This is a genomic window from Actinoplanes italicus (genome assembly GCF_003001815.1).
Lineage (GTDB): Bacteria > Actinomycetota > Actinomycetes > Mycobacteriales > Micromonosporaceae > Actinoplanes > Actinoplanes italicus.
Genome location: NZ_PVMZ01000025.1, coordinates 26,611 through 40,392, shown reverse-complemented (window position 1 = coordinate 40,392; position 13,782 = coordinate 26,611). Strand labels below are relative to the sequence as shown.

Annotated in this window: 13 protein-coding genes and 1 tRNA gene; 7 read left to right on the top strand and 7 right to left on the bottom strand. The window is 68.8% G+C overall.

The genetic code is table 11. The features are described from left to right. Positions 1 to 47: 47 nt before the first annotated feature. Positions 48 to 623, top strand: coding sequence for a hypothetical protein (locus CLV67_RS41910; protein WP_106328933.1), 576 nt, complete (start codon positions 48 to 50; stop codon positions 621 to 623). Positions 624 to 806: 183 nt separating this feature from the next. Here CLV67_RS41910 and CLV67_RS41905 read toward each other — a convergent pair whose 3' ends face one another. Genes CLV67_RS41905 through CLV67_RS41895 form a run of 3 tightly spaced genes read right to left on the bottom strand, consistent with a single transcriptional unit; the run spans position 807 to position 3,771 of the window. Next, positions 807 to 1,988 carry an ABC transporter permease gene (locus CLV67_RS41905; protein ID WP_106328931.1) on the bottom strand — a complete coding sequence of 394 codons (1,182 nt, stop codon included), beginning with the start codon at positions 1,986 to 1,988 and terminating at the stop codon, positions 807 to 809. After that, entirely contained in the window at positions 1,985 to 2,614 is a 630-nt protein-coding gene (locus CLV67_RS41900) for an ABC transporter ATP-binding protein (protein WP_106329086.1), read from the bottom strand. The genes CLV67_RS41905 and CLV67_RS41900 overlap by 4 nt, the downstream gene beginning before the upstream one ends. 35 nt (positions 2,615 to 2,649) lie before the next feature. Next, positions 2,650 to 3,771, bottom strand: a complete 1,122-nt coding sequence (locus CLV67_RS41895) for an efflux RND transporter periplasmic adaptor subunit (RefSeq protein WP_106328929.1) — start codon at positions 3,769 to 3,771, stop codon at positions 2,650 to 2,652. A 90-nt stretch (positions 3,772 to 3,861) separates the two neighbouring features. Between CLV67_RS41895 and CLV67_RS41890 the strand changes: the two genes are divergently transcribed. Further along, complete coding sequence (locus CLV67_RS41890; protein WP_106328927.1) at positions 3,862 to 4,551, top strand: response regulator transcription factor; 690 nt, start codon at positions 3,862 to 3,864, stop codon at positions 4,549 to 4,551. Continuing rightward, positions 4,548 to 6,311 (top strand): sensor histidine kinase, encoded by a 1,764-nt coding sequence (locus tag CLV67_RS41885; protein ID WP_106328925.1) that lies wholly within the window; start codon positions 4,548 to 4,550, stop codon positions 6,309 to 6,311. Before CLV67_RS41890 ends, CLV67_RS41885 begins: the two co-directional genes overlap by 4 nt. 358 nt (positions 6,312 to 6,669) lie before the next feature. Here the strand turns inward: CLV67_RS41885 and CLV67_RS41880 are convergent, their stop codons facing one another. Next, positions 6,670 to 7,332: an enoyl-CoA hydratase-related protein gene (locus tag CLV67_RS41880; RefSeq protein ID WP_106328923.1), complete on the bottom strand. Its 663-nt coding sequence runs from the start codon at positions 7,330 to 7,332 to the stop codon at positions 6,670 to 6,672. A gap of 120 nt (positions 7,333 to 7,452) precedes the next feature. Between CLV67_RS41880 and cmk the strand changes: the two genes are divergently transcribed. The 3 genes from cmk (at position 7,453) to CLV67_RS41865 (ending at position 9,699) form a co-directional block, all read left to right on the top strand. Beyond that, complete coding sequence (gene cmk, locus CLV67_RS41875) at positions 7,453 to 8,133, top strand: (d)CMP kinase (protein WP_106328921.1); 681 nt, start codon at positions 7,453 to 7,455, stop codon at positions 8,131 to 8,133. After that, complete coding sequence (gene der / locus CLV67_RS41870) at positions 8,130 to 9,572, top strand: ribosome biogenesis GTPase Der (protein WP_106328919.1); 1,443 nt, start codon at positions 8,130 to 8,132, stop codon at positions 9,570 to 9,572. Before cmk ends, der begins: the two co-directional genes overlap by 4 nt. A gap of 53 nt (positions 9,573 to 9,625) precedes the next feature. Further along, positions 9,626 to 9,699: transfer RNA gene (locus CLV67_RS41865), tRNA-Pro, on the top strand. Positions 9,700 to 10,640: 941 nt separating this feature from the next. On the opposite strand, the gene CLV67_RS41860 is transcribed toward CLV67_RS41865, so the two are convergent. From CLV67_RS41860 to CLV67_RS41850, 3 genes are all read right to left on the bottom strand, one after another. Continuing rightward, positions 10,641 to 11,246, bottom strand: coding sequence for a PIN domain-containing protein (locus tag CLV67_RS41860; protein WP_106328917.1), 606 nt, complete (start codon positions 11,244 to 11,246; stop codon positions 10,641 to 10,643). After that, positions 11,243 to 11,977 carry an ImmA/IrrE family metallo-endopeptidase gene (locus CLV67_RS41855; protein ID WP_106328915.1) on the bottom strand — a complete coding sequence of 245 codons (735 nt, stop codon included), beginning with the start codon at positions 11,975 to 11,977 and terminating at the stop codon, positions 11,243 to 11,245. The genes CLV67_RS41860 and CLV67_RS41855 overlap by 4 nt, the downstream gene beginning before the upstream one ends. 85 nt (positions 11,978 to 12,062) lie before the next feature. After that, positions 12,063 to 12,407, bottom strand: coding sequence for a helix-turn-helix domain-containing protein (locus CLV67_RS41850; RefSeq protein ID WP_170154211.1), 345 nt, complete (start codon positions 12,405 to 12,407; stop codon positions 12,063 to 12,065). Between the two features lie 851 nt (positions 12,408 to 13,258). Between CLV67_RS41850 and CLV67_RS41845 the strand changes: the two genes are divergently transcribed. Further along, positions 13,259 to 13,774 (top strand): DUF4365 domain-containing protein, encoded by a 516-nt coding sequence (locus tag CLV67_RS41845; protein WP_106328911.1) that lies wholly within the window; start codon positions 13,259 to 13,261, stop codon positions 13,772 to 13,774. Positions 13,775 to 13,782 lie beyond the last annotated feature (8 nt).

Sequence of the window (13,782 nt, the reverse complement as noted above, 5' to 3'; positions counted from 1 at the left end):
CTGTCCGGCGCGGTGGGGAAGGACCCCGCCCGGACAGGAGGGTTCCGATGCGTCGGAGTGTGCTGGCGGGGGCCGTGGTCGCGGTCTTCCTGCTGTCGGCCTGTGGGTCGTCCGGCAACGAGTCCGAAGGGGACAGCGGTGCGAAGGTGGCGACGCTGCAGAGCGCCGCGCCCGCGGGTGAGCCGGACGTGTCCCCGTCGAAGAAGGCGGAACGGCCGCGGGAGAAGCTCGGTATGACGGGTGAGGAGTATGACGCGCTGCTTGAGCCGTACAACAGGTGCATGCGTGAGCATGGCGTCGACGCGACGGAGGCGAAGAAGCGGGCCGGAGACTCGGCCGTGACAGGGGTGACCGAGGACGACGCGGCGGTGAAGGCCAACCGGATCTGTGAGCCGCAGTACATGCCGTTGCCGCCGTGGGAGAAGGACCCGGCCAACCCGGAGGCGCGTGACTTCGCGGTCGACGTGGTGAAGTGCCTGAAGAAGAAGGGCGTCAAGCTCGTCGAGGTGGACCAGGACGGGATCTCGATCGCACTGGGCGGCGAACAGAACGACTCGCGGTCGATCCGGCTGGGCCTGGAGCACATGTCGGGCTGCGAACGGGAGGTCGCGGCCAAGTCGTAGCCCCATCACGAGAGCGGCGGCCGGAGATCCGGCCGCCGCTTCGTCATTTCCCGAGGCGGAGGAATTCCCCAGGCGGAAGGATCTCCCGAGGCGGAAGAATTCCCCATGCGGAAGGATCTCCCGAGGCGGAAAGATTTCCAGAGGCGGAAGGATTTCCCAGGCGGAAGGAGCGTGAGGGCGGGGTCAGACGCTGGTGAGGGCCTGGGCCGGCGGGAGCCGGGCGGCTCGGACGCATGGATAGACGCCGGCCAGGACGCCGATGACCACGGCGCCGCCCACGCCGAGGGCCGCGGACTGGACGGGTACGACGAGGGGCCAGTCCTGCCAGCGGGCGTAACCGACGGTGGCCAGCAGCCCGAGCAGGGTTCCGGCCAGGCCACCCGCGGCCGACAGCACGATCGACTCGGTGAGGAACTGGCCCCGGATCTGGCCTCGGGTGGCGCCGAGCGCACGGCGCAGACCGATCTCCGAGCGGCGTTCCAGGACCGAGACGACCATCGTGTTGGCCACCCCGATGCCGCCGATCACCAGGGCGACCGCGGCCAGTGCCAGGAACAGCACGGAGAAGCTGCTCTCGGTGGCACGCTTGGCGGCCAGCGCGTCCGACGGGCGGGTGACGAGCACGTGACCGGGCCGCTCCGGGTTGATCGACTCGGGCAGCACCGACCGGACCGTCTCCAGCTGGTCCTCCTCGGCGCGCAGGTAGACGACGGTGGGGTGGCCGTCGAAGCGCAGTTCGGTGCGGGCCACCTCCCAGCCGACCAGCACCGACCGGTCGATGTCCGGCGACAGGGCGATCGGGGCGAGCACGCCGACGACGGTGAACCAGCGGTCGGCGATCACCACCTGCGGTGCGGACCCTCCGGGGGTCAGGGTGGTGATGCCGAGCCGGGCGGCGGCGACCGACCCGAGGACCACGGCCGGGAACTCGGCGGTCGCCGGGTTCAGCCAGCGGCCCGACGCGACCCGGGCGCCCAGCACCGGCAACAGATCGAGCCGCGCGGCCAGCACGGTCAGCCCGTTGCCGTTGGTGCGTTCGGTGCGGTCGTTTCGCCGTACCAGCGTATGGGTGTTTCCGACCGCACTCGCCGCCCGGACCGGACCGATGCGCTGGACCATCGCCACCGCTGACTCCGGCAATTCGGCCGGAGGATTCTGATCAGGTACGGGCATCGCCTGCAGTGTGTCGGTGCCGAGCGCCGACAGTTCGCGCACGAGGGCCGCCTGGCTGGACGCCGGAATGCCGGTCACCACGATCATCGTGGCGATGCCGATCGCGATGCCGAGACCGGACAGCACGGCCCGCACCGGCCGGGTCCGCAACCCGACGAAGCCGAGGGCGAGCAGATCGATCGGGCCGATCATGCGACCAGCCGCCCGTCACGGATCTCCACCCGCCGCGGCAGCGACGCCGCGATCTCCCGATCATGGGTGATCAGCGCGATGGTCGCGCCCTCGGCGTTGAGCCGGTGCAGCAGGGCGAGAACGGCCTGCCCGTTCGCGGTGTCCAGGGCGCCGGTCGGCTCGTCGGCCAGCACCAGTGACGGCTCGTTGACCAGGGCGCGGGCGATGGCGACGCGCTGGCGTTCGCCGCCGGACAGCTGATGGGGGCGATGCCCGGCGCGGTGGGCGAGGCCGACGCGGTCGAGGGCCTGCCGGGCGAGTTCTGCGCGCCGGCGGCGGGGGACTCCGGCGTACAGCAGACCGGTGGCGACGTTGTCGGTGGCGCTGAGGCCGTCGGTCAGGTGGAACTGCTGGAAGACGAAGCCGATCTCGCGGGCCCGCAGTGCCGACAGCCGCCGGTCGGAGAGGGTGGCGATGTCCTGGCCGGTGATCCGGACCGTGCCGGAGGTGGGCCGGTCGAGGGTGCCGATGATGTTGAGCAGGGTCGACTTGCCGGATCCGGACGGGCCGACGATGGCGACGAACTCGCCGGCAAGGATGTCGAGGTCGACACCGGCCAGCGCGGTCACGCCGCCGGGGTAGACCATGGCGGCACCGCGGATCGACAGCACGGGTTCGCCGGTCACGACGCCACCACCACGGTGGTGCCCTCGGCCAGGCCGTCTCCGGTGATCTCGACCCAGCCCTGGGCGAACATTCCGGTGGTCACGGCAGTCAGACCCGATTCCGTCTGTACGGCGTAGCCGCCCTCGGCCAGGGCGACGAGTGCCTCGACCGGGGCGGCGAGCACGCCCTCCCGTACCTTCCCCGCGAAGTTGACCTCGACGTCAGCGGAGTCGATCTTCGAGATGGCGGCCGCGTTGTCGACGGTCACGGTGATGGTCAGCTTCGGGGTGGTGTCGGCGACCGTGCCGTCGGCGGCGGTCAGGGCCCGGCCGACGGCGAGGACACGGCCGGGGACCGTGCGCTCGTCGGGCAGATCGACCGTGACGGCGGCTCCCCGTTCGATCGAGGCGGCCTCGGCCAGTTCCGCGGACACGGTGATCACCTTGCGGGTGGCGGTCACCGTCATGAGCGGGCCGTTCGCCGGGGCGCCCGGCTGCACGGCGATCGACTCGACCCGTACCGCTCCGGAGAGAACCTCGACATCGCCGACCGCGACCGCACCGGTCTCCGGCAGGCTCTGATCGCGCTGCCACTTCTTGATCGCCACGATGAGCTGAGCGGTGAGCACTCCCTCGCCCTTGCGCAACTGAACGGGACCGGGCTGCACCCAGCTGCCGGGGGAGGGCTGGACACCGATCGCGTAGCCGAGCGCCTTCAGATTGTCCGCGATGATCCGCACGTCACGGCCGATCAGTCCCTTGCCCGTGATCGGCCGATAGAGCGGCATGCCGCCGTAGAACAGCGGCACCGGCCGGTCGTCGGCCCGGTACAGCTGCTTTCCCCGTTTGACGGTGGCGCCGGGTGCCGGAAGCCACGTGACGGTCGCCTGCTTGTGGCCTTCCACGGGACGCGTCCCGCCGTACCCGATGGTCCCGGAAATGCTCTTGGAAGTGCTCAGGTCGCGCCTTTCCAGGGTGATGGTCGTGACCGCCTCGGTGGCCTCCGGCACCGGCTTCTCCGGGTCGTGCGGCCGGGTGATCAGGACGGCGGCACCGGCCGCGACCAGGACCGCTGCCCCGGCGGCCAGCCATCGCCGGGTGCGTCGCCGCCGGGGCGGGGCGTCAGTGTTCGCAAGCATGCCGGGCAGCCTCAGCGAAGATCTTTAGAAAGCTGTCAGGTCTCCTCGCAGAACCCTGCGGGGCTTGCGAGGGCACCTATAGTCGCCGCCATGTGCGCTCATGTGCTGGTCGCCGACGACGACGCGCGGCATGCCGAGGTGGTCCGCCGCTACCTGGTCGCCGACGGTCACGAGGTGACCGTGGTGCACGACGGCCGGACCGCGCTGGAGCAGGCCCGGCGGGTGCAGCCCGACCTGCTCGTGCTGGACGTGATGATGCCCGGGCTCGACGGCCTGCACGTGTGCCGCACGCTGCGGGCGGAGTCCGACGTGCTGGTGCTGATGCTCACGGCCCGGACCAGCGAGGACGACCTGCTGCTCGGGCTGGAGCTCGGCGCCGACGACTACCTGGCGAAGCCGTACAGCCCGCGCGAGATGATGGCCCGGGTGCGGACGCTGTTGCGCCGATCGAAACGAGATGGGCCAACCTCGGACTTGCGTACGGTCGGCCGCGTGACCCTGGATCCGGCGACACAGAGGGTGACCGTCGACGGCGAGCCGATCGTCTGCACCCGCGGCGAGTTCGCGATCCTGGCCGCCATGACCGAGCAGCCCGACCGGGTGTTCAGCCGCTCCCAGCTGCTGCACCACACCCGCGGCATCGACCGCAGCTCGACCGAGCGGACCATCGACGTCCACGTCATGAACCTGCGCCGCAAGATCGAACCGGACCCGCAGCGCCCGGTCCAGCTGCTCGCCGTCTACGGCGTCGGCTACCGCCTGTCGCCCGGCCCGGCATGAACCGCGTCCCCTGGCGGCACAGCCTGGTGACCCGCCTGCTGGCCACGTCGGTGCTGATCGCCGTCGCCGCGATCGCCGCCACCGCCTGGCTCGCCACCCGCACCGCGACCCGCGCGATCAACCAGGAACAGGGCCGGTCGCTCACCGACGACAAGGGTGTCTACGACATGCTGGTCGCCTACGCGGCCGGGCATCCGGACTGGTCACAGGCACCTGAACTGATCCACGAACGCGCCGCGAAACTCGGCCGGCGGATCACTCTGATGACCGAGGACCGGCAGGTCCTCATCGATTCCGGTTCAGGCCCGTCGTTGCGGGCCGCCCGGCCGTCGGCCGTCGTCGACCCGCTCAACCTCGACCTCGCCCTCACCGGCGGTACCGAACGCATCGACACGCGGGCGGTCGGCCCCTATCTGCTGCCGGCCCGCGAACGCGCCGAACTGCGCAGCACCGCCCGCAAGGTGCTGGACTGTCTCGCCGGGCTGGGTGTCAGCGGCCGGGTCGTCGAGACACCGAGCGGCCGGTCCGGCATCGAGCTGACCAGCACCGATGCCGAAGGAGCCCTGCCCAAGTGCGGGGCGCTCTGGGACGAGAACCCGACCAGCACCGAGGCGAAGGCGCTGCGGTCGCTCGGCACCCTGACCGCCCGGTGCGCCGGTCCGCTCGACGGCGGAACCGTCCTGGTCACGCCACAGTTCCGTCCGTACGTCCTCTCCTCCAAACAGATGGCCGACCGCAAGATCGCGCCGGTCCCCGCCGAGCCGGTCACCGGCACCCGGGTGACCGCCCGTGTCCAGTCGTGCCTGGAGAAGTCGCGCCGCACCCAGCTCCAGCCGTACGTCGCCCCGCCGGCGCTACTGTTCGTCACCGACCCGGACACCGGCGCCGACCGGACCACGTTCACCCTCACCGGCGAGAACACCGTGCGGATCGTCACGGTGACCGGCGCGGTCCTGCTTGCGACCATCGTGGTCACCGTCCTCGCCGGACGGCGGCTGGTCCGCCCGCTGCGGGCGCTCGCTGAGGCGGCGGGTGGTCCGGCGCCCGCGGTGGTCACCGGCCGTGACGAGATCGCGCATCTGGCGCGTGTCCTGAACACCTCGGCGCAGCAGCGGCGCGCCATGGTCAGTGACGTGGCGCACGAGCTGCGGACGCCGCTGACCAACATCCGCACGTGGTTGGAAGCGGCCCAGGACGACCTCGCGCCGACCGACGACCAGCTGGTGGCGCTGCTGCACGAGGAGGCGGTGCTGCTGCAACACCTCATCGAGGACCTCAGCGATCTCGCGGCCGTCGATGCGGGCACCCTGCGGGTGCACCCCGAGGCGATTGCGGTGCGAGACGTGATCGAGCAGGTCACCGACATCCATCGGGGCACGGCGCATTCCGCGGGCGTACGGCTGGAAGCGGCCGTCTCCGGCGATCCGATCGTGTCGGCGGACCCGGTGCGGTTACGTCAGGTGGTCGGCAACCTGGTGTCGAACGCGGTGCGTCACACACCGCCGGGCGGCGTGGTCACGGTCTCCGCCTCTCAGCACACCATTGCGGTACGCGACACGGGCACCGGGATCAGCGAGGAGCATCTTCCGAAGGTCTTCGACCGGTTCTGGCGTGCCGACGAATCCCGCAGCCGGGCGACCGGTGGCACCGGCCTCGGCCTGGCGATCTCGCGTCAACTCGTCGAGGCGCACGGCGGCACCATCTCGGTCGCCAGCACCCTGGGAGCCGGCACCGTCTTCACGGTCCATCTTCCCGGCTGAATCTCCTCCGGTCGGCGTGTTCTTCTGCCGGTCCGCGGGACGGAAAATGTCATACCCGGCGGGCAGGATCTCCCGCATGACGGTTCTGGTCGACGCCCGTTGTCTGCGGCTCATCGAGGGCATCGTGCCTCTCGATGCCGAGTTCTGTCCGCTACCGGTCCCACGCTGCGCTTTCGTGCCGGCCGGGCGCGGTTTCGTGACGGCCGGCCGCGCTTTTGTGCCGGCCGGCCGTCGTCGACCAGGGGTCTCGTCACGATCGGCCCGTCGTGTGGGGCTGTCGTGGCGGGGGTGCTCCCGGCCCGTCGTGTAGCGGTGCTCCCGCCCCTGTGGCCGGGGCGGGAACGCGTCCGGCGTACGACTAGAGCTGGGTTGAGCGGAGGGATTGCAGGACACCGGGGTACAACCGGGTCTTGATCGTGCCGAGCGCCGGGCCTGCCTTGCTCGCCAGTGACTGCGCGAGGGCGATCGCGGTCGGTAGCACCTCCTCGGCGGGGACAGCCCTGTCGACGATGTGACGCTCCGCGGCCTCGGTCCCGCCGTACCGGCGAGCCGTGACCATCGCCTCGTGCGCGGTCTGCGGGGTGAGGCGTGCCTGGATCAGCGCACTCATGCCCGGGGTGAAGGGCAGGTTGATGTCCGCCTCGGGCAGGCACCAGAACCCGCGGTCGGCGCGCATGATCCGCAGGTCGTGGGCGAGCGACAGCATGGCGCCGCCGGCGAAGACGTGGCCGGGCATGGCCGCGACGGTGACCATCGGGAGGGTGAGCAGACGGGCGAAGAGTTCATGGATCGACATGCCGTAGGCGATCCGCTGATCCGGGTTGGCCAGCAGCCAGTCGAGGTCGAGGCCGAGGCTGTAGTGCTTGCCGGTGGCGGTCGTGACGAGCGCTGCCGGGGTGGCGGCTTTCTCGACCTCGTCGAGCAGTCCGTTGACGGCGGCGATGGTGTCGGGGTGCAGGCGATTCTCGGTGTCGCCGAGGTCGAGGACGAACACGTCCTCGTGGCGGTCCAGGGTCGGCATGGCAAGGCCTCCTTAGTTACCCATGGGTAACATAGCGGACGAGCCCCGGTTCGTCGATGCCCGCGCCCACGGGCACAATGGGAGGGTTGGTTCGGCGGTGGCAACCCTCGAGGAGGAACGGTGGCACTTCAAGAACGGCCGGAGAAGTGCGTGGTGGCCGTCGACGGCCCCTCCGGATCCGGTAAGTCCACCGTCTCCCGGCGCCTGGCCACCGCGGTCGACGGCGTCTACCTCGACACCGGCGCGATGTACCGTGCCGTCACCTGGGCCGTGCTCCAGGGCGGCGCCGACCTGACCGACCCCGACGCCATCGCCAAGATCGCGCTGGAGACCGAGCTGTCGATCGGCACCGATCCGCGGGCCCCGCACTTCGCCGCCAACGGCATCAACGTCGACGCCCCGATCCGCGGCCCCGAGGTCACCGCCGCCGTCTCCGCGGTCGCCGCAGTCCCCGCCGTACGCCATCACCTGGTCGCCCTGCAGAAGGCCATCATCGCCGGCCAGCCGCGCATCATCGTCGAGGGCCGCGACATCGCGTCGGTCGTCGCCCCCGACGCCGACCTGAAGGTCTATCTCACCGCGTCCGCCGCCGCCCGCGCCGCCCGCCGCAGCGCCGAGGACGCCACCGACGTCGCCGCCACCGAGGCCGACCTGGCCCGCCGCGACAAGCTCGACTCCAGCCGCGCCGTCGACCCGCTCAAGCAGGCGTCCGACGCCGTCGAGGTCGACACCACCGGCCTGGGCATCGACGACGTCGTCGCCCACCTCCTGGATCTGCTGAACAGCAAGGTAAGTAAGTGACTGAACTCCCCGCCGGCCTCGATCTCAACGACTTCGAGGGCGGGTTCGACTTCTCCGGCCCCGACGGTTCCACGGACCCGTCGTCCGATGAATTCGTCGGCCCCGTCCCGGTCGTAGCCGTAGTAGGCCGCCCCAACGTAGGCAAGTCCACCCTGGTCAACCGCATCATCGGCCGCCGCCAGGCCGTCGTCGAGGACAAGCCCGGCGTCACCCGCGACCGCGTCCCCTACGACGCCCAGTGGAGCGGCCGCCGGTTCACCGTCGTCGACACGGGCGGCTGGGAACCCGACGCCAAGGATCGCGCCGCCGCCATCGCCGCACAGGCCGAGATCGCCGTACAGACCGCTGACGTCGTCGTCTTCGTCGTCGACGTCTCGGTCGGCTCCACCGACGTCGACGAGGCCGCCGTGAAGATGCTGCGCCGCAGCCACAAGCCGGTGATCCTGGTCGCCAACAAGGCCGACAACCAGAACCTCGAGCTCGAGGCGGTGTCGCTGTGGTCCCTGGGCCTGGGCGAACCGCACCCGATCTCCGCCCTGCACGGCCGAGGCTCCGGCGACCTGCTCGACGACATCCTCAACGCCCTGCCGCCCACCCCACCGGTGGTCGAGGGCGTTATCCGGGGCCCGCGCCGGGTCGCCCTGGTCGGTCGCCCCAACGTGGGAAAGTCGAGCCTGCTCAACCGCCTGGCGAAAGAGGAGCGCGCGGTAGTCGACTCGGTCGCCGGCACCACGGTCGACCCGGTCGACAGCCTGGTCGAGATGGACGGCCAGGTCTGGCAGTTCGTCGACACCGCCGGCCTCCGCAAGCGCGTGAACCAGGCCTCCGGCACCGAGTACTACGCCTCCCTCCGCACCGCCGGCGCGGTCGAGGCGGCCGAGGTGGCCGTGGTCCTGCTCGACTCGGGCGAGGTCATCAGCGAACAGGACCAGCGGGTCATCACCCAGGTCATCGAGTCCGGCCGGGCCCTGGTCATCGCCTTCAACAAGTGGGACCTGGTCGACGCCGACCGCCGGTTCTACCTCGACAAGGAGATCGACCGCGACCTCAAGCGCGTCACCTGGGCCGTCCGAGTCAACATCTCCGCGAAGACCGGCCGGGCCGTCGACAAGCTGGCCCCCGCCCTGCGGCGCGCGCTGACGTCATGGGAGACCCGCGTTCCCACCGGCGCTCTCAACCAGTGGCTGACCGCCCTGACGCAGGCGACCCCGCACCCCGTTCGTGGAGGCCGTGCTCCTCGGGTCCTCTTCGCCACGCAGGCCGGTGTGTCCCCGCCCCGGTTCGTCCTGTTCACGACGGGGCCGTTCGACGCGGGTTACCTGCGCTTCATCGAGCGCAAGCTGCGAGAAGAGTTCGGCTTCGAGGGTACCCCCATCGAGGTCTCCGTGAAGCCTCGAAAGAAGACAGGCCCGGGGGGTCGCGGAAAAGCGCATGGGTGAGGTTGCTAGTCTGTAGGAGATGTCGCGCGGGGCTCTAGGGCGCCGGGCGGGATCGGGCTGTAGCGCAGCTTGGTAGCGCACTTGACTGGGGGTCAAGGGGTCGCAGGTTCAAATCCTGTCAGCCCGACTTTGTTAAAGGCCAGCTTAGCTGGCCTTTTTCATTTCTAGGCGTCGATGCACCTTCGGCGGCGTGACACGCATTTTTGCACGTACGCGCGTACGGTTTACGCCATGATGCGGATGATCTTCGTAGCCAGTTCGTATTCAAAAGCTCTTGAGCCTTCCCTCCGTATCGGCCCCACTTCCGGGGCCCCTGGTTGAGCAGGGCGTTCATGGCCGGACTGATCGAATCTCCACGTGACGGGTCTCCTTGTCGGTGATGCCGAACGTCGACCACAGCGCCCTCCTATGTGGATGATCACGACACCTCGATGACACGAACGCCCGTACGGTGATCTTCGCCGAGGTTCGCCGGTCCCGTCCGGGGCCGGTGATTCCATGATCGTGGTTGCTCGTGGGGTGCGGAAGTTGGCTGCGGTTGTCCCGGGTTGTCCGCGGTAGTCCCGGCCGGTTGATCGGGCTGTCGTCGCGGCTCCGGTGGGGTAGATCGAGCTGCACCAGATCCGGCACCTGGCCGCCGTTGAGTCTGGTCACCGGTCGGTTGCGGGGAGTGTGGGTGAGGTCCGGCGGTGTACGGGTGATTTGTCGCCCGGTTACCCGATGGTGTGTCTGTCTCGGCCGGTCGATCGCTGTTCAGGGCCGAGTCCTCTCGCGCGGCATTTCGGGATCATCGCCTTCACGCTGTGCCGGTTCGGATCGCTGAGCCGTTCGTGCCGCCACCCAGAGGTGCGTCGGCTAACCCCTTGGGGATCGCCCACATCGTGCACGTCGACGATCACCGCCGAAACCGGACCGGCAACACACTCCCGCAGAGTGGCTTACACCTGACGGCCGAGTGCCGGCAACCACTGGCCGTGCACCGCCATCTCCACCACGATGATGCTCGCATCAGCCTTGTCGGCCACCGCCCAAGCCAGTAGCTGAGGAACTCAACCGATCCGGCAGACCTCAGCGTCTCGGTCGCCACTGCGAACGCGGGATGAGGCCGTCATCGTAAGCAGTCATCTGGTCATAGACCTGCTCCCAGGTCAGCTCGCCCGTGATCCACCCCTGATTGCGGCCGGCTTCCTGCAACACCCGCCGGGTCGACCATAGATCGAGCCGATTCTTGTGGCCCCGCTCGCCCAGCCAGCGGGCCTCTCGGCTAGCCCGCTGGCGCCCGTCGCGATCATCGATGAGAACGAAGACGTCGTGGCCCTGCTGCACGTATACGGAAGCGTGCGCCAGGACCATGATCTCCCCGAGGCTTTTCTTGGTGCGGACGCGATCTCGGGCCGGCATGCCACTGATTCGGGTAACCGCGGCGGTGAACTCCCGGGTAGTGAGCTCGTCGGGCAGGATCGCTACGCGCCCGGAGGTTTTCAGCGTCGTCCAGACGCGGCGAACGTTGGTGGTCTTGAACCGCTCGTTGAAGCTCATCCCGATGATTTCGCCATCGACGCGGGCAGGTGCCGCAAGCTGCAGACTCTGCGATGCGGCTACCTGGATCAAGATGTTCTGCTGATCGACAGCGAGGAAGTTCAGCGATGGGCCTGCGTCCAGCAGGATGCTCACGAGGCCTGGTCCTCCGGGGCGTTGGTGAACAACGGGGCGTCGTCATCCCACTCGTCCCATTCCTCGGTCTGATCGACGTCCCGCGGGGGGCCGAGTTCCTGCTCGAGGGTGCCGGCGTCCTGGCCGTACCAGCTGACGAGCTCGGTGATACCGAGCACCCCGCGCTGGTAGCCCTCGACCGCGCGGGTCATCAGGGACTGCGGTGCCCGAGGGACAGACGAGTCCGCGACCAGACTGCGGTACTGGCTGCCCCAGCCGAACGTCGTCGCCAGGTTCACCGTTGATCGATGACGCCACTGCGTGCAGGTATCGACGTCGATCAACGAGAGATTGCGCAGTTGGATCGCTGCGATGGACGGTGAGACCTCGAACTCCTGCACAAGATCGGAGAGATCCGACAGCGAGAGGCTCGCCGAGCTATGGCCGGAGGGGAAGTGGCGCCGGACGGCGCTCAGGGGAAGCAGCAAGTGGCGTGCGAATGAGTCCGCACGGATCTCCTGCGGCGACCTGTCGCCAGGGACCAGCGGTTCAGGATCGTCGAGGTCGCCAGCGAGCACATGTCCGAGTTCGTGCGCGATCGACGACCGCTGCCGCATCGGATGCGGTGTAGTCGCGACGGCGATCACGACCCGGCCGGTGGCCGGGTCGCACATCGACAGCCCGTGTTCGGTGTCCGGCACGTTCATGCTGATCACGTCGACGCCCAAGGTGGCGTGCACGAGCTCGAACATGTCCTTGATCGGGGCGTCGCCGAGGCCGTGTTCGGAGCGGAAGGCGTCCGCGAGCTGCCGAGCGTGCTCTTCGTTGGTGCTCAGCTCATGCCCCCGTGATGCCCTGGCCGGTCAGGTAGGAGTCCAGCTCCAGATAGGCGTAGAGACGTTCCCGCATCACGGTCATCGCGGAGAAGTCACCGTCGGTGCGAGCAGCGAACCGGGCGCGCTCACGTACCTCCGGCAAGCCGGTGATCGCGGCCGCGCGGACGCCGAAGCAGTCAGCGAGCTGTACCAGCTCATCGCCCCTGATGACTCGCTCGCCGCTCTCGATCCGGGAGTAAGTAGGCTGAGAGACGTCGATCGCCCGGCGGGCCGCGTCTTGAGAGACGCCTGCAACCTCGCGCGCCTCGCGGATGCGTCGACCCAGTTCTCCGATGTCAGCGTTCATTTGAATAAGCCTCCCTCCGTTATTCATCATCTCAGCAGGTGCTCCGCGATGCAAGTTTTGCGGAGTTCGCCGCGGGCGTCATCGGCGGCAACCGGCTTGACAGCCGCCTTGTTCAGTCCGCCAGTGCCGCTTCGGGGCCGGCGGCTGCCGGATCGCCTCTGCCAGGCAGGCGGTTGGCGCAGCAACAGGTAAGGAGGCCGAACAGTCTCATGAAGGAATCCCGAGTCTGCCGACATCACCCTGGAGGCCCTTGGCCGACCGATCCGCGGAGCCTGGCCCCTGAGTCCCGCTGTTCCTCCCGGGTGGCATCGACCAGCCCACCCATCCCCGCGCAACCAGAGCAATACATCGATGCTGCGATACGCATCTCCCTACCGCTTCGGGAAGTTCTTCAGCAGGGGCGGTCTGGTTTAGTGGCTAGAGATCACCTTGGCGCTTCGGCAGCCAATCCGGCAAGGACCCCGCCATGCCGGGCGACGTGCCTGCACGGCTTTCGCGGAAGATAGGTACCGCTCACGTTTGCGCCGACCCTCGCCCCGAACACCTTCGATGCATTGGTGTGGCCGCTGCCGGTATGCCAGATCACCGATGTGGGACCCCTGCCGGTTGGTTTCAGATTTGGCCCTGGTCGCTCACGCCGACGATTGAGTCGACTGTGGCCAGAGCGGGTGGGGCTTTCGGCGCCCGTAGCGGACGTGTGATCTCCAGCCGAGGGCGGTGGGGGTGGGGGTGGGGTATCCCAACCGCCGACTGTGCCGAGTCGCGGCGGCATTGAGGGGTTCTCTGCAACGGTGACAAGAAGTAGGTTTACGCCCACGGAGCGCGTTGAGTACGGCCCTGGGGCAAGGTGGATGAGCTACGGCAAGTATAACCATCAAGGATATTTCGGTGAGTGCTTCGTGCGCGTTCTTGCAAGCGCCGCCGGCCTGATCGCTGGTCAGCAGGACGTCGACCATACGGGCGTCGACTTCTCCATCGACTTTCCTGGAACTCGTGGCACTGTCCGCTTCCCCAAGATCGAGGCGCAGGTCAAGTCCTGGTCCAGCCCCAAGGGGACTGACCAGCATTGGCACTACCCCATGGACGTGAACCACTACAACAGCCTCGCCGGTGAGGGGTTCGCTGTGTCGCGCTACCTCTTTTTGATCATCGTTCCCTCGGATACCTCCCAGTACGCCCAGGTAGATGAGACGGCCATGCGACTCAGCCACTGCGGGTACTGGGCATCCTTGCGCGATTCGCCGGTGATCGACCAAGGTGTGCAGCGGCACGTCACGGTCCACGTTCCCAAGCGCAATCTGCTTACCGTCAAGGGCCTGCGGTCGCTTCTCGATCCCGTCCCGGTGCAACGGGTACCCACATCATGATGCCGCCG

Coding starts and splice junctions, on each gene's coding strand:
- CLV67_RS41910 (WP_106328933.1), top strand. CDS start 48: ATGCGTCGGAGTGTGCTGGCGGGGGCCGTGGTCGCGGTCTTCCTGCTG.
- CLV67_RS41905 (WP_106328931.1), bottom strand. CDS start 1,988: ATGATCGGCCCGATCGATCTGCTCGCCCTCGGCTTCGTCGGGTTGCGG.
- CLV67_RS41900 (WP_106329086.1), bottom strand. CDS start 2,614: ATGGTCTACCCCGGCGGCGTGACCGCGCTGGCCGGTGTCGACCTCGAC.
- CLV67_RS41895 (WP_106328929.1), bottom strand. CDS start 3,771: ATGCTTGCGAACACTGACGCCCCGCCCCGGCGGCGACGCACCCGGCGA.
- CLV67_RS41890 (WP_106328927.1), top strand. CDS start 3,862: ATGTGCGCTCATGTGCTGGTCGCCGACGACGACGCGCGGCATGCCGAG.
- CLV67_RS41885 (WP_106328925.1), top strand. CDS start 4,548: ATGAACCGCGTCCCCTGGCGGCACAGCCTGGTGACCCGCCTGCTGGCC.
- CLV67_RS41880 (WP_106328923.1), bottom strand. CDS start 7,332: ATGCCGACCCTGGACCGCCACGAGGACGTGTTCGTCCTCGACCTCGGC.
- CLV67_RS41855 (WP_106328915.1), bottom strand. CDS start 11,977: ATGTTCGAGCTCGTGCACGCCACCTTGGGCGTCGACGTGATCAGCATG.
- CLV67_RS41850 (WP_170154211.1), bottom strand. CDS start 12,407: ATGAACGCTGACATCGGAGAACTGGGTCGACGCATCCGCGAGGCGCGC.
- CLV67_RS41845 (WP_106328911.1), top strand. CDS start 13,259: ATGAGCTACGGCAAGTATAACCATCAAGGATATTTCGGTGAGTGCTTC.